Below are 21,961 nucleotides of genomic sequence, written 5' to 3' on the forward strand. Positions count from 1 at the left end.
ATTGCCAGAGTTAACGTGGCTTACCAACGCAAGCACGCCTGCAAGCACATATGCACGTGCATCATGTAGTCTGCGCGCGAGCCGCGGATGATCTTGATACGGCGACTGGACCGAAAGAGAGAGCACCGATGGAGCAGACCTACAACGGCATCCCCGCCGGCAGTCTCCGAGGCGCCGTGTGGCGCAAGTCCGAGCTCAGCAACCCCAGCGGCAACTGCGTTGAGGTCGCGCGCCTGCCGGACGGGGAGATCGCCGTGCGCAACTCCCGCCACCCCAACGGTCCCGCCCTCATCTACACGCCCGCTGAGATGACGGCCTTCGTCAGCGGGGCCAAGCAGGGCGAGTTCGACCACCTGCTCGACTGACGCGCCCGTTGAACGCGAACGGCCCGGCGCGGGTGGCCCACAGCGCAACCGGCCCGAGGACGGGACGGTACGCATCCCCCACTCCCTTGCAGCGCCCCCGCCCCACATTGACCCCCGTGATCGACCTCCGGGGAGGGCCGGGCCGACTTCTTCGCCTTCGGCGGCGCGTCCGGCGCTGCCGACACCCCCGTGCCTTCCGAACGCACACGCTTCATCCCCGCGCGTATGCGTGTACGCGCGTAGACGCACATCATGCACTGCGGTTGCCAGCGCGATCGGCGAACTTCACGGATATCCCCGAGTAAATCCGTGGCGGTCTTGGACAATGTCCGCGGAATTCACTCGCTTCGCTCAGAGCAGGCCCCCTTCGCTCCCCTCGGGGCGCACGCCCGCCGCCGGCCCGGCTCCGACGACGGTGATCCGAATGCGTCTTCACCTGGTCACAGCGTGTACACCTAACAGCGAGAGGCCGCGACCGCGAGCGTGTACGGCGTTCCACGGCAATTGCCGTACCCGCCGCTATTCTGATTCACTGTCCCGGTCAGCTGCTCTCGGAGGGGCAAAATGGAGATAGCGCGGCCGGAGGAGGACACTCCCCCTGCGAACGTACTCGCCCAGTCACGGGGCGGGCCGACTGTGTTGCGCATTCTGCTGGGCACCCAGCTCCGGCGGCTCCGCTCGGCCAGGGGCATCAGCCGCGAGGACGCCGGGTACGAGATCCGCGCCTCACACGCCAAGATCAGCCGCTTGGAGCTCGGCCAGGTCAGCTTCAAGGAGCGTGACGTGGCCGACCTGCTCTCGCTCTACGGCGTGGACGACTCCGAGGAGCGCGCCACGCTGCTGTCCCTCGCGCGCCAGGCCAACAACCCCGGCTGGTGGCACAAGTACAGCGACGTGCTGCCGAGCTGGTTCGAGGTCTACGTCGGCCTTGAGGAAGCCGCCTCGATCATCCGTACTTATGAGCTGCAGTTCGTGCCGGGCCTGCTGCAGGCCGAGGAGTACGCCCGCGCAGTGATCATGTTGGGCCACGGCAACGCGCCCGTCGACGAGATCGACCGCCGCGTACATCTGCGCATGACGCGCCAGGAGCGCCTGACCGGCCCGAACGCACCGCGCCTGTGGGCCGTGGTCGACGAGGCCGCGCTGCGCCGTCCCCTCGGCGGCACGCATGCGATGCGCGCGCAGCTGGAGCATCTGATCGAGATGGCCACGCTGCCCAACGTCACGCTGCAGATCGTGCCCTTCGCGCGCGGAGGGCACGCGGCGGCGGGCGGACCCTTCAGCATCCTGCGCTTCACCGGCGCCGACCTGCCCGACGTCGTCTACCTGGAGCAGCTCACCAGCTCGGTCTACTTCGACAAGCCCGAGGAGACCGACCACTACATGGCGGTCATGGACCGGCTCTGTCTGGAGGCCGCTCCGGCCTCGGAGACCCCGCGCTACCTGCGCCGCATCCTCGACGATCTCGGCTGAGGCAGGGGCCGGGCCGTCGCGGGCGCGACGGCCCGGCGACCCGCCGCGCCCGTCGACGCCGCTCCCCCGCCCTCCTCCGGAGCAGCGGGTACGGAGCGCTCCCAAGCTCCCGCGGTACCAGCGCCTGCGCTTCGGGCGGGCGGGATTGACTTTTGATTAGTCCGGAGACCAAACTAATCCTCACCGCGGTGCGCGGCGAAGGTCACACCGCCCCCGCGCCGAGCCACCGCAACCCCTCAACGATCGCCCCGATCACGACGCGCTTGGAGGTCCGACGATGCTGGTCGCGGGAGTGGACTCGTCCACCCAGGGCACCAAGATTGTCGTACGCGACGCGGACACCGGCGCGCTGGTGCGGCGCGCGCAAGCACCCCACCCCGACGGAACCGAGGTCGAGCCGCGGCACTGGTGGGACGCGCTGCTGAAGGTCTGCGGCGACGGCCTGCTCGACGGTGTCTCCGCGATCGGCGTGGGCGCCCAGCAGCACGGCATGGTCGCCCTCGACGGCGAAGGCGAGGTCGTGCGCCCCGCCCTGCTGTGGAACGACACCCGCTCCGCCGGCGCCGCACAGGACCTCGTCGCCGAGCTCGGCGGTCCCGCCGAATGGGCCCGCGCGGTGGGCAGCGTGCCCGTCGCCAGCCTCACCGTCACCAAACTGCGCTGGCTGGCAGAGCACGAGCCGGACAACGCCGCCCGCACCCGCCGGGTGATGCTCCCCCACGACTGGCTGACCTGGCGGCTGCGCGGTGAGACCGATCCCGTCACCGACCGCGGCGACGCCTCGGGCACCGGCTACTTCGACACCGCCGAAGGCGCCTACCGCCCGGACCTGCTGCGCATGGCCTTCGGCCGCGATCTGGAGGTGCCGCGCGTCGCGCGGCCGGCGGAGAACGCCGGCGAGGTGCGCGTTCCCGGCCTGCCCGAGATCGGCACCGTGGCGCCGGGCACCGGCGACAACATGGCCGCTGCGCTCGGCCTGGAGGCCCGCCCCGGCGACGTCGTCGTGTCGCTGGGGACCTCGGGTACCGCCTTCGCCGTCGCCGACAAGCCGGTGGCCGACTCCTCCGGCCTGGTCACCGGGTTCGCCGACGCCACCGGGCGGTTTCTGCCGCTGGTGGCCACCCTCAACGCCGCCCGCGTACTCGACGCCGGCGCGCGGATGCTGGATACGGACCTCGGAGAGTTCGGCCGGCTCGCGCTGTCGGCACCGTCGGGAGCGGAGGGCCTCACCCTGCTCCCCTACCTCGACGGCGAGCGCACCCCCAACCTGCCCGACGCCACCGGCCGCCTCGACGGCATGACGCGGGCCAACCTGCACCCCGCGGCGATCGCACGCGCGTTCGTCGAAGGCATGCTCTGCGGCCTGGCCGACGCCGTCGACGCGCTGACCGCCCAGGACGTGCCGGTGCACCGCGTGCTGCTGATCGGCGGCGCCGCCCGCTCGGAGGCGGTGCGCGCGATCGCCCCGCAGATCCTGGGGAGGCCCGTCGTGGTGCCCGAACCCGGCGAGTACGTGGCCGACGGCGCGGCGCGCCAGGCCGCGTGGGTGCTGGCCGGCACCGCCGAGCCGCCGGAGTGGGCCGGGCCGGGCAGCGCCGAGGTCTACGAGGCCGACGCCGCACCCCGTGTCCGCGAACGCTACTCCCGGGCGCGCAGCGCCCTCGCCTGACCGCTGGTCGGGCAGAACCGCACAGGCATCGTGCGTCGGTCGCGCCCCGGCGGCGCGCCGCCGCCGCTGCCCTGCTGCGCAGCGAAATCCGCTTCCTCCCCGGTCTGAAGGCGGGGGTATCGATGGAGGGAATCCGATGAACGACTACCAGCCCGTCCGCGAGGACAAGTTCACCTTCGGCCTGTGGACGGTGGGATGGCGCGGCGTCAACACCTTCGGCGAGCCGGTGCGCCCGGCACTGGACCCCGTCGAGGCCGTGCGCCGCCTCTCCGATCTCGGCGCCTACGGCGTCACCTTCCACGACGACAACCTCATCCCGCCCGGCAGCGACGCCGCCGCGCGCGAGCAGATCCTCAAGCGCTTCCGCGGTGCGCTGGAGGAGACCGGCCTGGCCGTGCCGATGCTCACCACGGACCTGTTCAGCGACCCGGTGTTCCGCGACGGCGGCTTCACCTCCAACAGCCGCGACGTGCGCCGCTACGCCCTCCGCAAGGTCGTCCGCAATATCGACCTGGCCGCGGAGATGGGCGCGCACACCTACGTCTGCTGGGGCGGCCAGGACGGCGCCGAGACCGAGGCGGGCAAGAACGGCCGCGCAGCCCTGGACCGGCTGCGCGAGGCGTTCGACTTCCTCTGCGCCTACGTCCGCGAGCAGGGCTACGGGCTGCGCTTCGCCCTGGAGCCCAAGCCCAACGAGCCCCGCGGCGACGTGCTGCTGCCCACCGTGGGCCACGCACTGGCCTTCATCAACGAGCTGGAACACCCCGAGATGGTGGGCGTCAACCCCGAGGTCGGCCACGAGCAGATGGCCGGGCTGAACTTCACACACGGCATCGCCCAGGCCCTGTGGCACGGAAAGCTCTACCACATCGACCTCAACGGCCAGCGGGGCGTGAAGTACGACCAGGACCTGCGCTTCGGCGCGGGCGACCTCAAGGAGGCGTTCTTCCTGGTCGACCTGTTGGAGAACGCCGGCTACACGGGCCCCCGGCACTTCGACTTCAAGCCGCCGCGGACCGAGGACATGGACGGCGTGTGGGCCTCGGCCGCGGGGTGCATGCGCAACTACCTGATCCTGCGCGAGAAGGCCGCGGCCTTCCGCGCCGACCCTGAGGTCCAGGCGGCCCTGGAGGCCTCGCGGGTGGGCGAGCTTTCGGAGCCCACGCTGCGTGCGGGCGAGTCGGTGGCCGACCTGCTCGGCGAGGAGCTGGACCTGCCGGCGGTCGGCGAGCGCGGCTACCACTTCGAGCGGCTGGACCAGCTGGCCCTGGACCACCTGATGGGCGTGCGCTGACGGTCGGGCCTCTTCTCCGCCGGCGTCCGGGGCTCCGGCCTCGGGCGGCGGCCCCCAGGCGCGTCGGGCGGGTCGGGCGGGTCGGGGGTCGGCGGGCGGAGCACCGGTATGCGCACGCACGGCGGCGGTGCCGGACCGGAGGCGCTCGCGCGCCTTGCGCGGCGCGGGGCGGACGCTCCGCGCCGCGCCGCCGGCGCTCCGTTCCGCGGTGGTTCCCGGACGGCGCACCGGCGGCGCTCGCTGCTTTGCGCGCCCTCGGCGGCCGGGGCCCGGTGCGTGTCCGAGAACGCCGGGCGGCGGCTTACACCGGGGCCGCCGCCCGGCCTATGCCGCGGCGCAGGCGGGCGAACGCGCGCGGGCGGTCCATGGCCGCCGCGGCGGTCACCTCGCCGCCGCTTTCGTAGACCGCCGCGAACGAGCGGTCGTCGAGCGAGCCCTCGACGACGCGCAGCTCGTCACCCGGCTGCACCCGGCCGGCGAACTGCAGCCGCACCCCGTACTGGTCGGACCAGAAGTACGGGGCGCGCCGGTACTCCTGGACGGTGGCGCCGGCGAGCAGGTTGGCCGCCGCGACGTCGGGCTGCTGGACGGCGCCGGTCCAGTGCTCGAACCTGGCGCTCGTGCCGTCGGCGCTGCGACAGCGCGCCACGTCGCCCACTGCGGCGACGCGGCCGGCCGCGGTCAGCATCCCCGTGTCGCAGACGACGCCGTCGTCCAACTCCAGTCCGGATCCGGTGAGCCATGCGGTGTTGGGCCGGGCGCCGATACCCATGACGACGACGTCGGCGGGCACCAGGGCGCCGTCGGCGAGTTCGACCCCGGTGACCCGGTCGTCGCCGCGGATGCCGCCGACAGGCACGCCGCACAGCAGCCGCACCCCGTTGTCGCCGTGCAGGCCTGCCGCGACGCGGGCGACGCCCGGCCCCAGCACCGACTCCATCGGCGTCTCCAGCCCCTCGATGACGGTGGCCGCCAGACCCAGCGCCGAGCACGCCGAAGCGATCTCGGCGCCGATGAAGGAGCCACCGATGACCGCCACGCGGGGCGACCCGGCGGCGAGGTCGGCGCGCAGCGCCTGTGCGTCGGCCAGGCTGCGCAGCACGTGCACCCCGGCCAGTCCTACGGTGCCCGGCAGCCGGTTGGGAGCGGCGCCGGTAGCCACGACCACGGCGTCCGCGCCGATCTCGCTCTCGTCGGCGAGCCGCACACTCGGCCGCCGCAGGTCCAGGCCCGCGGCGCGCACGCCCAGCCGCCAGTCGAGGTCCAGGTCCGCATCGTCGGCGTCGAGCAGTGCGAGGTCGTCGGCGTCGGCCTTGCCCAGCAGGAACTCCTTGGACAGCGGCGGGCGGTCGTAGGGCGGGCTGTGCTCGTCGCCGACGATCGTCAGCCTGCCCTCGAACCCCTGCCGGCGCAGCGCGCGAGCGGTCTCCAGGCCGGCCAGCGACGCGCCGACCACGGCCACCGCCCTCATACCGCGCCCTCGGCGATGCGCTCGGCGGCGGGGGCGACGGCCGGCTCGACGGCGGCCGCGTGGACGTAGACGCCGCCGTCCTCGGCGACGGTGACGTCGTAGGTGCGCACAGGGCGCTTGGCGGGAAGGCAGCTGGGTTGGCCCGTGCGCAGGTCGAAGGCGGCCTCGTGCAGCGGGCACTCGATGTGGCACCCCTCCAGCCAGCCTTCGGAAAGGGAGGCGTTCTGGTGGGTGCAGGTGTCGTCGACGGCGTAGATCTCGCCGTCGGCATTGAACACGGCAATAGGGACGTAGGCCATCACACGCAGCGACTCGCCCTGGGGCAGGTCGTTCAGGTGGCAGGCATAGATCATGGCGAGCTCCTCCTCTCCTTCGGGTCGGGTGTGCTGGTCGTTCGCGCTCCGCCGGGATGCCGTATCGGCATGCGGCAGGCTCGGGGCCTGGTTCCGGTGGTGGTACCGCGGCGGAGCGCCGCGGTGGACGACGTCGACGGGGATGATCTTCGTCCCCTAATGCGCAACTACACGCCTAGTACGCAACAGTCTCAGCGGCTGCCCCGGTCGCCGTCAAGCCCTTGAAATCCGTACTGATCAGCAACTTCTGCGAAATAATGATTAACACTGAGCCTCTTGACGCGGCTTCCCCGGCTAGCTCAATCTGTTGCTGATAACGCAGTGCGATGCATAGTACGAAACTTCCAGGGCGAACCCGCCCGCGCCGCACCGGTTGCCCGTTTCCGAGGGGGACGCCAATGACCGCCTCCGTTCCGCCGCCACGCACCCACATCCCCCCGCGCCCGCGCGTCGTGATCATCGGCGCCGGCATCGTCGGCTGCGCCTTGGCCGACGAGCTCACCGCCCGCGGCCTCCACGACGTCACCGTCCTGGACCAGGGGCCGCTGTTCGCCACCGGCGGGTCGAGCTCGCACGCGCCGGGCCTGGTGTTCGCCACCAACCCGTCCAAGACGATGACGCGCTTCGCGAAGTACACCGTGGACAAGTTCTCCCGGCTCGACCTCGACGGCCGGTGGTGCTTCCGCGCCGTGGGCGGCCTGGAGGCGGCCACCACCCCGCAGCGCTGGCAGGATCTCAAGCGCAAGCTCGGCCTGGCGCGCTCGTGGGGGGTGCGCGCCGAGCTCGTCGGGCCGGACGAGTGCGCGCGGATGTGGCCTCTGCTGGACAGCGACCGGGTCCTGGGCGGGCTGTTCACCCCCGACGACGGGCTGGCCAACGCGCTGCGCGCCGGCGAGGCCCAGGCACGCACGGCGATGGCGCGCGGCGCGGTCTTTCTGGACCACCACACCGTGGTGGGGGTCGAGCGCGACGGCGGCCGGGTGCGCGGGGTGGTCACCGACCGCGGCGCCTTCCCCGCAGACGTCGTGGTCTCGGCGGCCGGGTTCTGGGGGCCGGCGATCGGGCGGATGGCCGGGGTGGACGTCCCGCTGCTGCCCCTGGCCCACCAGTACGCCTTCACCGCGCCCGTCGACGGCGTGGAGAACCCGCCCGAGATCGAGGCGCGCCGCCCGCTGCTGCGCCACCAGGACTGCGACCTCTACTTCCGCGAGCACGGCGACCGGATCGGGATCGGCTCCTACGCACACCGGCCCATGCCGGTACACCTGGCCGACGTCGCCGAGCCCGGCGCGGAGGCCTCCGGGGACATGCCTTCGAAACTGGAGTTCACGCCCGCCGACTTCGATCCGAGTTGGCGGGACAGCGTGGAGCTGCTGCCCGCCCTGGCCGACTCCAGGATCGAGGAGGGGTTCAACGGCGTCTTCTCTTTCACACCCGACGGCATGCCGCTGCTGGGCGAGTCGCGGGCGCTGCGCGGATTCTGGCTGGCCGAGGCGGTATGGGTCACCCACTCCGCAGGGGCGGCGCGGGCCGTCGCCGAATGGATCGCCGAGGGCCGCCCCTCGACCGACGTGCACGAGTGCGACGTGCACCGCTTCGAGGACGCGCAGCTCTCCCCCGCCTACGTGGCCGACCGCGGCAAGCAGAGCTTCGTCGAGGTCTACGACGTCGTGCACCCGGCGCAGCCGATCGAGCGGCCGCGCCCGCTGCGCACCAGCCCTTTCTACCCGCGCGAGCGCGATCTCGGCGCGTTCTTCCTGGAAGGCGGCGGCTGGGAGCGTCCGCACTGGTACACGGCCAACGCGCCGCTGGTGCGGCCGGAGGACGAGGGGGCCGTGCGCGATCCCTGGGCCGCCCGCTACCACTCCCCCCTCGTCTGCGCCGAGTCCCGCGCGACCCGCGAGGGCGTGGCGCTGTACGACATGACGCCGCTGAAGCGGCTGGAGGTCAGCGGACCGGGTGCGCTCGCGTTCCTCCAGCGCATGACCACCAACCAACTCGATCGCAAACCCGGGGGCGTCGCCTACACGCTGCTGCTGGACGCCGGCGGCGGGGTGCGCAGCGACCTCACCGTCGCCCGCCTGGACGAGGACTTCTTCCAGGTCGCCGTGAGCAGCAACCTCGACGTCGAGTGGCTGCGCGCCCACCTGCCCGCCGACGGATCGGCGGTGCTGCGCGAGACCACGGCGGGCACCTGCTGCGTCGGAGTGTGGGGGCCGCTCGCCCGCGACCTGGTGCAGCCGCTCAGCGGGGACGACCTCTCCCACGAAGGCTTCGGCTTCTTCAAGGCCCGCCGCGTACACATCGGGCATGTGCCGGTGCTCGCCCTGCGGGTGTCCTACGTCGGCGAGCTGGGCTGGGAGCTCTACACCGGCGCCGACATGGGCCTGCGGCTGTGGGACACGCTGTGGGAGGCCGGGCGCGGGCTGGGCGCCGTCGCCGCGGGGCGCGCGGCCTTCAACAGCCTGCGGCTGGAGAAGGGGTACCGGCTGGCCGGTACCGACATGACCACCGAGCACGACCCCTACGAGGCCGGGCTGGGCTTCGCGGTGCGCCTGGACAAGGGCGACTTCATCGGGCGCGAGGCCGTCGCGGCCGCCGCCGAGCGCGAGCCCCGGCGCAGGCTGAGCTGCCTGACCCTGGACGACCCGCAGAGCACGGCGATGGGACGGGAACCGGTACTCGTCGACGGCGAGCCCGCCGGATACGTCACCAGCGCCGCCTACAGCACGACGCTGGGCCGAACCGTCGCCTACGCGTGGCTGCCCGCCGGGGCGGCCCTGCCCGGAACGGCCGTGGAGGTGGAGTACTTCGGCGAGCCGGCGGCCGCCACCGTGGCCGCCGAACCGCTGGTCGACCCGCAGATGGCCCGTATCCGCCGCTGAGCACCCGCCCCGCGGCCGCCCCGAGGAGCGGCCGCGGGGGCACGTGCTCCTCCGATCGCGACACCTTCAGCATCCGCCGCCGAGGAGGCACCACCACATGGACCGCTCCTACGACGTCGCCGTCATCGGACTCGGCGCGATGGGCAGCGCCGCCGCCTACCACCTGGCCGCGCGAGGACAGCGCGTGCTCGGCCTGGAGCGCTTCGGCCCCGCCCACGACCGGGGTTCCAGCCACGGCGGTTCGCGCATCATCCGCCAGGCCTACTTCGAGCACCCCGACTACGTCCCGCTTCTGCTGCGCTCCTACGAGCTGTGGGAGGCGCTGGAGCGCGACTCCGGGTCCGACCTGCTGACCGTGACCGGCGCGCTGATGGTGGGCCGGCCCGACACCCGCACCGTGGCCGGCAGCCGCGACTCCGCCCTGCGGTGGGGACTGGCGCACGAGATGCTGGAGGCCGGCGACATCCGCCGCCGGTTCCCCACGATGGCGCCGCAGGCCGACGAGGTCGCCCTCTACGAGGAGCGCGGCGGGTTCGTGCGGCCCGAGGCCGCGGTGGCCGCGCACATCGGCCTGGCCGAGCGCGCAGGGGCCGACCTGCGCTTCCACGAGCCCGTGCACACCTGGACCGCCCTGCCCGGCGGCGACGGGGTGCGGATCGCCACCGGCGAGGGCTCCTACACCGCCGCCCGGCTGGTGGTGTGCCCGGGCGCCTGGGCACCGCGGCTGCTGGCGGACCTCGGCGTGGACTTCACCGTCGAACGGCAGGTGCAGTACTGGTTCGCGCCGCGCGGCGGCACTGCGCCGTTCACGCCCGACCGCCACCCCGTCTACGTGTGGGAGGCCCCCGCGGGCGTACAGGTCTACGGGTTCCCCGCTTACGAAGGGCCCGACGAGGGCGTCAAGACCGCGTTCTTCCGGCGCGGCACCGCCTGCACGCCGGAGTCCCTGGACCGCAGGGTCCATCCCGCGGAGATCGCAGCGATCGCCGACCACCTGAGCACCCGCGTCCCCGACCTGCCCGGCCGCTTCCTGCGCGGCGCCGCCTGCATGTACACCACCACCGCCGACGAGCACTTCGTGATCGGCGCCCACCCCGAGCACCCCCAGGTCACCGTCGCCTGCGGATTCTCCGGGCACGGGTTCAAGTTCACACCGGTGGTCGGCGAGATCGCCGCCGACCTGGCGACGGAGGGCACAACCGCCCACCCCGTCGACCTGTTCGAGCCGCGGCCGCGCCGCGCCGCGGCGGAGCCGCAGGAGGTAGCCCGTTGACTGCGACCGACCCCGCCGCCCCCGAAACGGCGGCCCCGCCCGCGGAGCTGCTGCCGACGCTCCCGGGGCGCTACTACACCGACCCCGCGGTATTCGCCCGCGAACAGGAGCTGATCCTGGAGTCCCGGTGGTTCTGCGCGGTGCGCAGCGCCGACCTGGTTCGGCCGGGGGCCTTCCGCACCGCAACGGTGGGGCGGGAGAGCGTGCTGGTCTGCCGCACCCGCTCCGGCGCCGTGCGCGCGTACCTGAACGTGTGCCGGCACCGGGGTGCGCAGCTGTGCACGGCCGAGTCCGGCGAAGTCCGCCGCTCGCTGCAGTGCCCGTACCACGCCTGGACCTACGACCTGGACGGGCACCTGGTGGCCGCGCCCAACATGGCCGACATGCCCGGCGTCGACAGGCGCGAACGCGGGCTCATCGGCGTGCACGTGCGCGAGTGGCTGGGGTACGTGTGGGTGTGCCTGGCCGACGAGCCGCCTTCGTTCGACGAAACGGTGCGCGGGGCGGTGGCGCGGCGCCTCGGCGACGACGACGTGGTGGAGCGCTACGGCGTCGAAGGGCTGGCGCTGGGCCGGCGCATCTCCTACGACGTCGCCGCCAACTGGAAGCTGGTCGTCGAGAACTTCATGGAGTGCTACCACTGCGGCACCATCCATCCCGAGCTGACCGAGGTGCTGCCGGAGTTCGCCGAGGGCTACGCCGCGCAGTACCACGTGGGCCGCGGTGCGGAGTTCGGCTCCGACGTCGCGGGTTTCACCGTCGACGGCACGGCCGGGTTCGGCCGCCTCGGGGGCGTCGGCGAGGAGCAGGACCGCCGCTACTACGCCGTCACGGTGCCGCCGCAGGTGTTCCTCAACCTGGTGCCCGACCACGTGATCGTGCACCGCATGTTCCCGTTGGCGGCCGACCGCACGCTGATCGAGTGCGACTGGCTCTACAGCCCGGAGGTGGTGGAGTCCGGGACCGACGTGTCCCACTCGGTCGAGCTGTTCGACCGTGTCAACCGCCAGGACTTCGAGGCCTGCGAGCGCTGCCAGCCGGCCATGTCCTCGCGCGCCTACCGCACGGGCGGTGTCCTGGTACCGGTCGAGCACCACATCGCCGAGTTCCACACCTGGGTCGCCGACCTGCTCGGCGACCCGCCGCAGTAGGGCGGGCCCGCAGCCGGGGCGGGGCGTGTGGGAGCACGCGCCCCGCCGCAGCAGCGCTCCGCTTCCACCTCACTCGGGCTGCGGGACCCCGAAACCGCGCAGCGCCGGCTCGCTCCGCGCGGCGACCAGCCAGTCCAGCGCCCGCTGACCGCGCACCACGGTGTTGCGCAGGGAGCCGACACCGGTGATCCCGATGTCGACGACGTCGCCCTCCCGGAGCGTGAAGTCCATGCTCGGCACGATTCCGGTACCGGTGGCCAGGACGGCGCCGTCGGGGAAGGGGTAGCAGTCGAACAGACCGGAGACCAGATCCTCGGGTTTGCGGCGCAGGTCCGCAAGCGCGACCTCGCCGGTGAACGCCGCCTCGCCGCCGCGCAGCACGCTCATCCGCACGACGCCTGCGCGGGGGTCGTCGAGCTCCCAGGCGGGTCTGATGAACGCGCCGAGAGCGCAGCCGCCGGCGTAGACCTTGGCCTGGGGCAGGTAGAGGGCGTTCTCGCCCTCGATGGAACGGGAGCTGACGTCGTCGCAGACGCCGTATCCGACGATCTCCCCGTGGGCGTTCACGAAGAGCGCCAGCTCGGGTTCCGGTACGTCCAGCTCGGAGTCGGCACGCACCCCGATGGGCTCGCCGTCGGTCACCACCCGCCAGGCCACCGACTTGAAGAACAGTTCGGGGCGCTCGGCGTCGTAGACGCGGTCGTAGAGGTCGGCGCTGTCGCTCTCCTCGCCGCGCGCCTCGCGGGAGCGCTCGTAGGTCACGCCGCCGGCCCACACCTCGGTGCCGCCGTCGACGGGGGGCAGGACGGTGACGTCGGCCAGCCGGGCGGCGAGCTGCTCGCCGGAGGCGGCCGCGGCCAGCTCGCGGATCTCGGCCAGCGGCCTGCGCAGCAGGTCGGCCATGTCGCGCACGTCCGGGAACGGACGCACGACGGCCTCGTCATCGTCGTCTCCGAGTCCTACGCGCACACGCCCGTCGGCATCGGCGAAGCGGAGAATCCCGCGCACTGTTCGCACCCTTCCGTCGCTCGACTCCACAGCCGTTCAACATACAGAACAGCGAACGGCATGTTGAACGTAACACCGAACGACCACTCCCGTACATCACCCCCGGGCGGGAATTTGACCTGCGCCACAACCGCCGCTTAACGTCCCTTTCATCATGCTGACTTTCGTTCCACATGTTGAACGACAGGTGCCGACGTGCAGCGGGCCGCGTCCGGGGGTCCGGCTGTGAGCGAGCCCGTGCCGCGGACGGGCTTCGCGGCGGGCGCCGCGCTAGCGGACCTCGGGGGCGCCCATGCGCGCGCCGAGGTCGCGGGCAAGGCCGCGCAGCCGCTCCGCCCGCTCCCGCCGGCGCCCCGCCGATGCGGCGGTGGCCAGCCCGGTGAAGCTCACGGCCGCGGCCTGGCCGCGGGTGGCGGTGCCGGGCACCGTCGCCGCCAGGCACAGCAGGCCTTCGAGGGTCTCGCCGGAGTCGAGGGCGTACCCGCGCTCGCGCACCGCGTCGAGGTCGCGCCGCAGCTCGTCGTGGTCGGTGATCGACTCGGAGGTGGGGTGCGCCAGCGGCCCCGCCGCCCCGAGCCGCGCGGCCAGCTCCGCCGGGGGCAGCTCGGCGAGCATGGCCTTGCCCGTGGCGGTGGTCGTCGCCGGCAGCGGGCGGCCGATCTGCGAGGCCAGGACCACCGGGTGGCGGCCGTCGCGCCGGGCCAGGTAGACGACCTCCAGCCCGCTCTCGCCGAGGACCGCCAGCTGCACGGTCTCCTCCTGACAGTCCTCGCGTTCGCGGCAGACGTCCTGGAACTCGCGGACGATGTCGACGCCGGCCAGGTAGGCCTCGGCGTAGCCCACGAGGCGGCGCCCCAGCCCGAAGCCCTCCGGGGTGCGCCGCACCAGTCCGGCCTCCGCCAGCGCGTTGCAGACGTTGGAGACCGACGACTTCGCCGCCCCGAGCCCGCGCGCCAGCTCGGCGAGCGGGACCGCCCGGCCGCGCCGCTCGGCGAGCATGTCGAGGATGGCCGCCGCCCGCGTGACCGCCGGCGCCAGCGAGCGCTCACCCTGCGCCGCTCCGTCCATGCCCGCGGCCACCTCCCGCGCGTGTCGGCTCATCGGTGCGGGGAGCCGCCCTCCGGCACCCCGCCGCGGGTTCAACATACTGAACACCGGCGGCCGCCGCACACTGCGCCCGACCACACCACCGCGCCCGCACCCGGGCGCCGGGGCCCGCCGGCCCACGGGCCGATCCCCGCCGCCAGCCACGACACCGCAGAGGAGTGCCCGCAATGACCAGCACCGACGAGAACGGGTCCGACCGCCGCAGCACGCACTGGTTCGGCGCGAGCGGCCGGTCGGGGATGCTCTACCGGTCCTGGATGCGCAACCAGGGCTTCAGCGACGAGGTCTTCGACGGCCGCCCGGTCATCGGGATCGCCGTCTCCGGCTCGGAGCTTGCCCCGTGCAACGCCCACCTCTCCCGCGTCGCCGAGTCGGTCAAGCGCGGGGTCTGGCAGGCCGGCGGCTTCCCGCTGGAGTTCCCCGTCATGGCCCTGGGCGAGACGGTGCTGCGGCCCACCGCCATGCTGTACCGCAACCTGCTGGCCATGGAGGCCGAGGAGCTGATGCGCGCCAACCCGCTGGACGGGGTCGTGCTGCTCTCCGGCTGCGACAAGACGACGCCGGGCCTGCTGATGGCCGCCGCCAGCACCGACCTGCCCGCCCTGATGATCACCGGCGGACCGATGCTCAACGGCAAGTTCCGGGGCGAGGACATCGGCTCGGGCACCCACGTGTGGAAGTTCGAGGAGGAGGTGCGCGCCGGGCGGATGACCGAGGCCGACTGCTCCTTCGCCGAGTCGTGCATGTCGCGGTCCAACGGCCACTGCATGACCATGGGCACCGCCTCGACGATGGCGTGCATGGCCGAGGCGCTGGGCATGCAGCCGGCCTACGCCGCCACGTGGCCGGCGGTGGACGCCCGGCGCTACGCCGCCGCGCAGCGCTCGGGCCGGCGCATCGTCGAGATGGTCGAACAGGACGTGCGGCCCTCCTCCATCATGACCCGCGAGGCCTTCGAGAACGCGATCCGGATCAACGCAGCCATCGGCGGCTCCACCAACGCCGTCATCCACCTGCTGGCGATCGCCGGGCGGCTGGGCGTAGACCTGAGCCTGGACGACTTCGACATGCTGGCGCGCGAGGTGCCCACACTGCTGGACCTGATGCCCAGCGGGCGGTTCCTGATGGAGGACTTCTGCTACGCGGGCGGACTGCCCGCGGTCGTCGCCGAACTGGGCGAGCTGCTGCACGGCGAAGCGCCTACGGTGACCGGCGAGCCCCTCGGGGCGGCCGCGCGCACCGCCGAGTGCCACAACCGCGAGGTCATCCGGCCGATCGACGACCCGCTGCAGCCCGCCGGGACCGGCACCGCGGTTCTGCGCGGCAACCTGGCGCCCTCCGGGGCGGTGGTCAAGCAGTCGGCGGCCAGCCCGCACCTGCTCGTGCACCGCGGGCGGGCGCTGGTGTTCGACTCGCCCGAGGAGTACTACGCGGTCGCCGAGGATCCCGAGCTCGACGTGGACGCCGACACCGTGCTGGTGCTGCGCAACTGCGGCCCGGCCGGCTACCCGGGCATGCCCGAGGTCAGCAACGTCGCGCTGCCCTCCAAGCTGCTGGACCAGGGCGTGAGCGACATGGTGCGCGTCTGCGACGGGCGCATGTCCGGGACCGCCTACGGCACGGTCGTGCTGCACACCGCGCCCGAGGCCGCCGTGGGCGGCCCGCTGGCGCTGGTGCGCGACGGCGACGAGATCAGCCTGGACGTTCCGGCGCGCACGCTGACCCTGCACGTCGACGACGCCGAACTGGAGAGCCGCCGCGCCGCGTGGTCGCCGCCCCGCCCCCTTTCGGACCGCGGCTGGGTGCGCCTGTACTGCGAACGCGTCCTGCAGGCCGACCGGGGCGCCGACCTGGACTTCCTGGTCGGCTCCAGCGGCCACGAGGTCCCGCGCGAGTCCCACTGACGCGTGCCCCGCGGGGGCCCGTGCGAGCGCACCCGCGGGAGGCTCCGCCGGGCCCCAGGGCGCCGGAGGCGGGCCCATCGGTCCGGCTCCGGCGCCCTCGCCTGACTAGGGCGTACTAAATATCGAATATTGTTCTATACTTCGACGAAGGAACCGCGTTCGCGCCCGGGCGGGTCCGCAGCCTAACCTGGGCGCGTTCCGCCGCGCTCAGGGAGGACCGCACGCCGATGGCCCGCCGCACCCCCGCTCTCCTGCGTGCCCTGGACATCCTGGAGCTGTTCACCGACGGGCGGGAGTCGGTCACCGCGCCGGAGGTGGTCGAGGCGCTCGACCTGCCGCGCACCACGGTGCACGAGCTGCTGCACACCCTGGTCGACCGGCAGTACCTCGATCCCCACCCCGAGATCCCCGGCCGCTACCGGCTGGGCCTTCAGCTGTTCCGGCTGGGCAGCGCCTACGCCGAAGGCCTCGACACCGCGCGCACCGGTCGGCAGACCGCCCGCGAACTGGTCGAGGCGTGCAACGAGACCTCGCACGTGGCCGTCCTCGACGACGTGCACATCGTCTACGTCGCCAAGGTCGACAGCTCCCACGCGGTGCGGATGGTCTCCACCCTGGGCGGGCGCATCCCTGCGCACTGCACCGCGCTGGGCAAAGTGCTGCTGGCTGCCCTGCCCGAGCACGAGCTGCGCACGCGGCTCGCCCGGACGCCGCCCCAGCCGATGACGCCGCGCAGCATCACCGGGGTGGCCGCGCTGCTGGAGGAGCTGCGGCGCGTCCGCGAAGCGGGCACGGCGGTGGAGATCTGCGAGTCCAACCCCGACGTGTGCTGCGTGGCGGCTCCCGTGCGCGACCGCACCGACCAGGTCGTAGCGGCCGTGAGCGTCTCGGTGCCGCTGCACCGCTGGTCCGACGAGCGCCGCGCGGAGCTGGAGGACCTGGTCGCCGACGGGGCGCGGCGCTTCACCACCGCACTGGGCGGACGCGTCCGCGCCTGAGCGGGGCCTGTCGGCCACCGGGTGCTCCGGCGACCGCTCCCGCCACAGCACCGTCGATCTTGCAGCCATCGCAAACGGAGATCGATTGCCTTCGCGATGGCTACAAGGTCGACGGGCTTCGGTTTCTGGCGGCGCGGCCGAAACGGCGGTCGGCGGGCGCGGCCGGAATGCCGCGCCCGCCGGAGCACGCGCTTCTCAGAGCACCAGGACTGACAGCCCGTAGAGGCCGCACACCAGCGCGAAGGCCATCAGACCCACGGCGGTGGCCTGGACCGTCCAGGTGCGCAGCGTCGTCTTCGTGTCCATCTCCAGGAAGCCGCGCACAAGCCAGAAGCCCGAGTCGTTGACGTGAGACAGCACGATCCCGCCCGCGCACATGGCGAGGACGATCAGCGCCAGTTCGAACTGCGAGTGCCCTCCCGCGGCCTGCACGGCCGGAGCGAGCAGCCCGGCCGCGGTCGTGGTGGCCACGGTCGCCGACCCCTGTGCCACCCGCATCACCACGGCGATCAGGAACGCGGCCACGATGAGCGGCAGACCCATCGCGTCCAGCCCGTCGGCCAGCGCATCGCCGATGCGGCTCTCGGCCATGACCGCACCGAACATGCCGCCGGCGCCGGTGAGCAGGATGATCGTGCACACCGGCGCGAGCGCGCGGTCGATGAGTCGCTCCAGCGACGCGCCGTCGCCGCGCCGGCGCCACCCGAGCAGGTACAGGGCGGCCAGCACGGTCATCAGCAGCGCGGCGGGAGTCTGGCCGAGCGCCTGCAGGGACTGCACCCACAGCGCCTTCTTGTCCACGGCGCCGGCGGCGCTGAGGGTCTCCAGCCCGGTGTTGACAAAGATCAGCACTACCGGGAGCAGCAGCAGGAACAGCAGTACCGGCATGCGCGGCGGGGCGGCCGGTTCCTCCGGTGCGGTTCCTCCGGAGCCGCCGCCGTTCGCTGTGCCGGTGCGCTCCGCGGAGCCGTCCGACCCGGCGCCGGGACCGCCGAGGATCGACGGGATGGGCACGTCGTTACGGGCGCCCAGCCACCGGCCGAGCAGGTAGCCGCTGACGTACCAGGTGGGCAGGGCCACCAGCAGACCGGTGAGCACCACGACGCCCATGTCCGCGCCGACCAGCTGGGTGGCGGCGACCGGACCCGGGTGCGGCGGCAGCAGCGCGTGCATGGCGAGGAAGGCGCCGGTGGCCGGCAGGGCGTAGAGCAGCACCGACCCGCCCATGCGCCGGGCGACCGAGAAGATGATGGGCAGCATCACCACGAAGGCGGCGTCGAGGAAGATCGGGAAGCCGAACAGCAATGAGGCCACGCTCAGCGCGAGCGGTGCGCGGCGCTCGCCGAACAGGCGGGTGAGCCCGTCGCAGAGCACCTGGGCGCCGCCGGAGACCTCGATGAGGCGGCCGAGGATCGCGCCGAACCCGATCAGGAGCACGACCTCCCCGAGCGTGGAGCCCAGTCCGTCGAGGAGCAGGGGCACGAGCTTGCCGGGAGGCGTTCCGGTGGCCAGCGCCGTCGCCGCGCTGACCAGGATCAGGGCGAGGACGGCGTGCAGTCGCACCTTGATGATGAGGAAGAGCAGGGTGGCGATGGACAGCACGGCGACGGCGAGGAGCCAGGCCGTGGGGAGGTTCGCGGTATCTGCCATGGATGGGGACCTGTCCGGGGGCTGGTTGGGGTGGCGCGCGTCGGCGCGCTGTCGGAGGGGGCGCGTCCGCCCGCGGCGCGGGGGCCGGGGCGGGGTGGGGCGCCGCTGATCGCGGGGGGCGTGCGGTGGCGATGCACGGCCGGACCCAAATGTTCTATATTTCGGACGATGTCTGCTATTTCGTCACCATAGATTCGCGGTGTGCGGCAGGTCAACCCGGGCAGTGGCGCGCATCACCGGTCGCGCATGCCGCACACCACCCGTTGACCGGCCTGCACGTCACTCGTAAAGTGCGGTGACGATATAGAGAACATTGTTCGATATATAGAACCCGATGCGGACGACCCGCGGCCGTGCGCCGCGGACACCGTCCCCGACCCGCCGCCCCCGTCGTGAGGAGCTCCATGACCGACTCCGCGCCGCACCCGCCCCCCGGCCGCGCCGCGCTCGACGCGCTCGGCCTGCCCGGAACCGACGCAGACCCGCCCTCCTCTCCGCTGGCCTTTCCCGACGGGGGCGCCTGGCGGCTGGAGATCCCCAGCGTCGAGGGCCCGGACGCGCTGCAGGCGGTGCTGTCCGCCGCCGGGGAGTGGGAGGTGCCGGTCCACCGGGTCTCGCAGGGGTCGGGCGTGACCATGCTGACCGACGGCGAGATCACCGAGATGGTGCGGACGTGCGCGGAGGCCGGCATCGAGCTGTGCCTGTTCGCACGGCCCGGCGCCAACTGGGACATCGGCGCCGCGCGGGACAGCGCCGCCGGCTCGTCCTCCTCCCGCAGCAGGGGCGCCGCACAACTCGCAGCGGGCGTGGCCGAGGCCGAGCGGGCGGCGTCGCTGGGCGTGCGCAGCCTGCTGGTGGCCGACGAGGGCCTGCTGTGGGTGCTGCACAGCATGCGCGCCCGCGGCGACCTGCCCGCCGACCTGCAGCTGAAGGTCTCGGTGATGGCGGGCCCGGTCAACCCGGCGGCACTGGCCGTGCAGGAGCGCCTGGGTGCCGACACCGTCAACGTCCCCTCCGACCTGACGCTGCACCAGCTGGCCGAGCTGCGTGCGGCCGGCGCGGTGACCCTGGACTTCTATGTCGAGGCGCCGGACAACATCGGCGGGTTCGTCCGCCACCACGAGATCGCCGGGATCATCCGCGCGGCGGCGCCGGTGTACGTGAAGTTCGGCCTGCGCAACGCGCCCGACGTTTACCCCGCGGGCGAGCAGCTCAGCGCGGTCGTGGCGGCCTCCTGCCGCGAACGGGTCCGCCGCGCCCGCCTGGGCCTGGACGCGCTCGCGCGCACGCCGGACCCGCCGCGGATGTCCTCGCCGGGCCGCCGCGAGCAGCCGGGGTGCGCCCGATTCGCGCCCTCCGGGTTCGCCGGACGGGGCCCTGGCCCCGCATGACGCGGCTCCGGTGGCGCGCCGGTGGGCACCGTGCCCCCGCGTTCGAGCGCGCCGCGGGAGCAGGACGCACCCGGACGCCGCTCGCAGCTCTCGGCGCCGGCGCGGGAGAATGGCGGTCTACCGCACACGCCGGGCCCCGCCCGAACGGGTGGCCGGGCCGCTCAGCGGGCAAGGCCTGATCGGGGCGGCTCCGGCCGCCCCCGTCGCGGCGCAGCCGTGGTAGGAAAAAATCGGAAAGCGCATTCCCATCCGTCCGCACGCCAACGTGAGGAAGCAGACGATGACCCAGACCGGCACTCGTGACACCGCCGACGCGGAGCTGAACCGCACGCTGGAGTCCGCGGCCGATGCGGCCGAGTCGTTCGGCGCCCTGGCGCCGCGCGAGCGCGCCGCCATGCTGCGCGCCGTCGGCGACGCCGTCGACGCGGCCGCCGACGATCTCATACCGATCGCCCGGCGCGAGAGCCGCCTGCCCGAGGCGCGGCTCAAGGGCGAGCTGGCCCGCACGACGTTCCAGCTGCGGCTGTTCGCCGAAGTACTGGAGGACGGCGCCTACCTGGAGGCCACCGTCGACCACCCCGACCCGGAATGGCCGGTCGGCCCGCGCCCGGACCTGCGCCGCATCCTGGAGCCGCTGGGGCCGGTGGTGGTGTTCGGCGCCAGCAACTTCCCCTTCGCCTTCAGCGTGATCGGCGGCGACAGCGCCTCCGCTCTGGCCGCGGGCAATCCCGTCGTCGTCAAGGCCCACCCCGGCCACCCGGAGCTGTCGGTACGCACCGGCGAGGTCGTCGCGGCGGCGCTGCGCGAGGCCGGTGCGCCCGACGGCGTCTTCGCCGTGGTCCTCGGCCAGGAGGCCGGGCGCAGCGCGGTCCTGCATCGGCTCACCCGGGCGGTCGGCTTCACCGGGTCGATCCCCGGCGGCCGGGCGCTGCACGACCTCGCGGTCGGCCGCCCCGACCCGATCCCGTTCTACGGCGAACTGGGCAGCCTCAACCCCGTCTTCGTCACCCGCGCCGCGGCGACTACGCGCGCCGAGGCGATCCTCGGCGGCTACGCCGACTCGTTCACCCTGGGCGCCGGCCAGTTCTGCACCAAGCCCGGCGTGCTGCTGGTGCCCGAAGGGACCCCCGTGGACTCCCTGGCCGAGTCCGTCCGGGAGCGCCCGGGGGCGCCGATGCTCAACGAGCGGATCGAGAAGGGCTACGCCGAGGGCTACCGGTCGCTGGCCGAACACGAGGCGGTCGAGGTCCTCGTCGAGGGCGGCCGACACGACGACGCGGAGGGGACGCCGGTGTGGACCCCGTCCCTGGTGCGCACCACGGCCAAGCGGTTCCTGGAGAACTCCGGCGAACTGCTGGAAGAGCGCTTCGGCCCGGTCTCGCTGGTGGTCACCTACACCGACCCGGCCGAGGCGCTCGACGTCGCCGACGCCCTGCCGGGCCAGCTCACCGCCGCCGTGCACGGCGAGGACAGCGACGACCAGGCGGGCTCGCTGCTGGACCGCCTGCGCCGCCGGGCGGGCCGCGTGCTGTGGAACGGCTGGCCCACCGGGGTCTCGGTGACCCATGCCATGCACCACGGCGGTCCCTACCCCGCCACCACGTCGGTGCTGCACACCTCCGTGGGCAGCACCGCGATCCGCCGCTTCCTGCGTCCGGTGTGCTACCAGCAGGTCCCCCAGCACCACCTGCCCCAGGCGCTGCGCGACGGCAACCCCCTCGGCATCCCCCGCCGCGTCGACGGCGAGCTGCGCCTGCCCTGACGCTCGCGGCTGACGCCCCGGAGGCCCGACGCCCCTCATCACCGCCGATCTTGTAGCTATCGTAAACGGAAATCGTTTTACTTCACGATGGCTACAAGATCTATTGGTTCATCATGGGGAGTGCCCGCGGCGGTTTCGACGGGAACCACCGCGGGCCGGGGCGGCGGAGTGACTCATACAAGATCTGTCCGCGTGACATCGCGTTGA

General features: G+C 73.1%; 16 protein-coding genes. 11 read left to right on the forward strand and 5 right to left on the reverse strand.

Annotated elements, in window-relative coordinates; all coding sequences use genetic code 11:
* Positions 1 to 128: 128 nt before the first annotated feature.
* The 4 genes from RM446_RS14715 (at position 129) to xylA (ending at position 4,801) form a co-directional block, all read left to right on the forward strand.
* Positions 129 to 365, forward strand: a complete 237-nt coding sequence (locus RM446_RS14715) for a DUF397 domain-containing protein (protein ID WP_311545850.1) — start codon at positions 129 to 131, stop codon at positions 363 to 365.
* A 564-nt stretch (positions 366 to 929) separates the two neighbouring features.
* Positions 930 to 1,838, forward strand: coding sequence for a helix-turn-helix domain-containing protein (locus tag RM446_RS14720; RefSeq protein WP_311545851.1), 909 nt, complete (start codon positions 930 to 932; stop codon positions 1,836 to 1,838).
* A gap of 277 nt (positions 1,839 to 2,115) precedes the next feature.
* The gene (gene xylB, locus RM446_RS14725; RefSeq protein ID WP_311545852.1) at positions 2,116 to 3,507 is read left to right on the forward strand and encodes a xylulokinase; all 1,392 of its coding nucleotides are present in this window, start codon (positions 2,116 to 2,118) and stop codon (positions 3,505 to 3,507) included.
* 136 nt (positions 3,508 to 3,643) lie between these two features.
* Positions 3,644 to 4,801: a xylose isomerase gene (xylA, locus tag RM446_RS14730; RefSeq protein ID WP_311545853.1), complete on the forward strand. Its 1,158-nt coding sequence runs from the start codon at positions 3,644 to 3,646 to the stop codon at positions 4,799 to 4,801.
* Between the two features lie 301 nt (positions 4,802 to 5,102).
* Here xylA and RM446_RS14735 read toward each other — a convergent pair whose 3' ends face one another.
* Both RM446_RS14735 and RM446_RS14740 read right to left on the reverse strand, forming a co-directional pair.
* Complete coding sequence (locus tag RM446_RS14735) at positions 5,103 to 6,272, reverse strand: NAD(P)/FAD-dependent oxidoreductase (RefSeq protein ID WP_311545854.1); 1,170 nt, start codon at positions 6,270 to 6,272, stop codon at positions 5,103 to 5,105.
* The gene (locus RM446_RS14740) at positions 6,269 to 6,625 is read right to left on the reverse strand and encodes a bifunctional 3-phenylpropionate/cinnamic acid dioxygenase ferredoxin subunit (protein ID WP_311545855.1); all 357 of its coding nucleotides are present in this window, start codon (positions 6,623 to 6,625) and stop codon (positions 6,269 to 6,271) included. The genes RM446_RS14735 and RM446_RS14740 overlap by 4 nt, the downstream gene beginning before the upstream one ends.
* A gap of 398 nt (positions 6,626 to 7,023) precedes the next feature.
* On the opposite strand from RM446_RS14740, the gene RM446_RS14745 reads away from it, so the two are divergent.
* The 3 genes from RM446_RS14745 (at position 7,024) to RM446_RS14755 (ending at position 11,934) form a co-directional block, all read left to right on the forward strand.
* Positions 7,024 to 9,510: a GcvT family protein gene (locus RM446_RS14745; RefSeq protein WP_311545856.1), complete on the forward strand. Its 2,487-nt coding sequence runs from the start codon at positions 7,024 to 7,026 to the stop codon at positions 9,508 to 9,510.
* A gap of 97 nt (positions 9,511 to 9,607) precedes the next feature.
* Positions 9,608 to 10,783 carry an N-methyl-L-tryptophan oxidase gene (gene solA, locus RM446_RS14750; RefSeq protein WP_311545857.1) on the forward strand — a complete coding sequence of 392 codons (1,176 nt, stop codon included), beginning with the start codon at positions 9,608 to 9,610 and terminating at the stop codon, positions 10,781 to 10,783.
* Positions 10,780 to 11,934, forward strand: coding sequence for an aromatic ring-hydroxylating oxygenase subunit alpha (locus RM446_RS14755; RefSeq protein ID WP_311545858.1), 1,155 nt, complete (start codon positions 10,780 to 10,782; stop codon positions 11,932 to 11,934). Before solA ends, RM446_RS14755 begins: the two co-directional genes overlap by 4 nt.
* Positions 11,935 to 12,003: 69 nt before the next feature.
* Here RM446_RS14755 and RM446_RS14760 read toward each other — a convergent pair whose 3' ends face one another.
* Complete coding sequence (locus RM446_RS14760) at positions 12,004 to 12,942, reverse strand: fumarylacetoacetate hydrolase family protein (protein WP_311545859.1); 939 nt, start codon at positions 12,940 to 12,942, stop codon at positions 12,004 to 12,006.
* Positions 12,943 to 13,212: 270 nt separating this feature from the next.
* The gene (locus RM446_RS14765) at positions 13,213 to 14,043 is read right to left on the reverse strand and encodes an IclR family transcriptional regulator (protein ID WP_311545860.1); all 831 of its coding nucleotides are present in this window, start codon (positions 14,041 to 14,043) and stop codon (positions 13,213 to 13,215) included.
* Between the two features lie 173 nt (positions 14,044 to 14,216).
* Here RM446_RS14765 and RM446_RS14770 point away from each other — a divergent pair, with 173 nt between their 5' ends.
* Together RM446_RS14770 and RM446_RS14775 are read left to right on the forward strand one after the other, a co-directional pair.
* The gene (locus tag RM446_RS14770; RefSeq protein WP_311545861.1) at positions 14,217 to 15,953 is read left to right on the forward strand and encodes an IlvD/Edd family dehydratase; all 1,737 of its coding nucleotides are present in this window, start codon (positions 14,217 to 14,219) and stop codon (positions 15,951 to 15,953) included.
* 227 nt (positions 15,954 to 16,180) lie between these two features.
* The gene (locus RM446_RS14775) at positions 16,181 to 16,951 is read left to right on the forward strand and encodes an IclR family transcriptional regulator (RefSeq protein ID WP_311545862.1); all 771 of its coding nucleotides are present in this window, start codon (positions 16,181 to 16,183) and stop codon (positions 16,949 to 16,951) included.
* A 195-nt stretch (positions 16,952 to 17,146) separates the two neighbouring features.
* On the opposite strand, the gene RM446_RS14780 is transcribed toward RM446_RS14775, so the two are convergent.
* Positions 17,147 to 18,601, reverse strand: coding sequence for a GntP family permease (locus RM446_RS14780; RefSeq protein WP_311545863.1), 1,455 nt, complete (start codon positions 18,599 to 18,601; stop codon positions 17,147 to 17,149).
* Positions 18,602 to 19,005: 404 nt separating this feature from the next.
* Here RM446_RS14780 and RM446_RS14785 point away from each other — a divergent pair, with 404 nt between their 5' ends.
* A complete protein-coding gene (locus RM446_RS14785; RefSeq protein ID WP_311545864.1) occupies positions 19,006 to 19,992 on the forward strand; it encodes a hypothetical protein in 987 nt (328 codons plus the stop codon).
* A gap of 280 nt (positions 19,993 to 20,272) precedes the next feature.
* Positions 20,273 to 21,754: an aldehyde dehydrogenase (NADP(+)) gene (locus RM446_RS14790; RefSeq protein ID WP_311545865.1), complete on the forward strand. Its 1,482-nt coding sequence runs from the start codon at positions 20,273 to 20,275 to the stop codon at positions 21,752 to 21,754.
* Positions 21,755 to 21,961 lie beyond the last annotated feature (207 nt).

The organism is Streptomonospora wellingtoniae (assembly GCF_031845375.1).
Lineage (GTDB): Bacteria > Actinomycetota > Actinomycetes > Streptosporangiales > Streptosporangiaceae > Streptomonospora > Streptomonospora wellingtoniae.

Bases quoted from the DNA above. Each gene is read 5' to 3' on its own strand.
- RM446_RS14720 (WP_311545851.1), top strand. From the start codon at position 930: ATGGAGATAGCGCGGCCGGAGGAGGACACTCCCCCTGCGAACGTACTC.
- RM446_RS14745 (WP_311545856.1), top strand. From the start codon at position 7,024: ATGACCGCCTCCGTTCCGCCGCCACGCACCCACATCCCCCCGCGCCCG.
- RM446_RS14735 (WP_311545854.1), bottom strand. From the start codon at position 6,272: ATGAGGGCGGTGGCCGTGGTCGGCGCGTCGCTGGCCGGCCTGGAGACC.
- solA (WP_311545857.1), top strand. From the start codon at position 9,608: ATGGACCGCTCCTACGACGTCGCCGTCATCGGACTCGGCGCGATGGGC.
- RM446_RS14715 (WP_311545850.1), top strand. From the start codon at position 129: ATGGAGCAGACCTACAACGGCATCCCCGCCGGCAGTCTCCGAGGCGCC.
- RM446_RS14785 (WP_311545864.1), top strand. From the start codon at position 19,006: ATGACCGACTCCGCGCCGCACCCGCCCCCCGGCCGCGCCGCGCTCGAC.
- RM446_RS14740 (WP_311545855.1), bottom strand. From the start codon at position 6,625: ATGATCTATGCCTGCCACCTGAACGACCTGCCCCAGGGCGAGTCGCTG.
- RM446_RS14790 (WP_311545865.1), top strand. From the start codon at position 20,273: ATGACCCAGACCGGCACTCGTGACACCGCCGACGCGGAGCTGAACCGC.
- RM446_RS14770 (WP_311545861.1), top strand. From the start codon at position 14,217: ATGACCAGCACCGACGAGAACGGGTCCGACCGCCGCAGCACGCACTGG.
- xylB (WP_311545852.1), top strand. From the start codon at position 2,116: ATGCTGGTCGCGGGAGTGGACTCGTCCACCCAGGGCACCAAGATTGTC.
- RM446_RS14775 (WP_311545862.1), top strand. From the start codon at position 16,181: ATGGCCCGCCGCACCCCCGCTCTCCTGCGTGCCCTGGACATCCTGGAG.
- RM446_RS14765 (WP_311545860.1), bottom strand. From the start codon at position 14,043: ATGAGCCGACACGCGCGGGAGGTGGCCGCGGGCATGGACGGAGCGGCG.
- xylA (WP_311545853.1), top strand. From the start codon at position 3,644: ATGAACGACTACCAGCCCGTCCGCGAGGACAAGTTCACCTTCGGCCTG.
- RM446_RS14780 (WP_311545863.1), bottom strand. From the start codon at position 18,601: ATGGCAGATACCGCGAACCTCCCCACGGCCTGGCTCCTCGCCGTCGCC.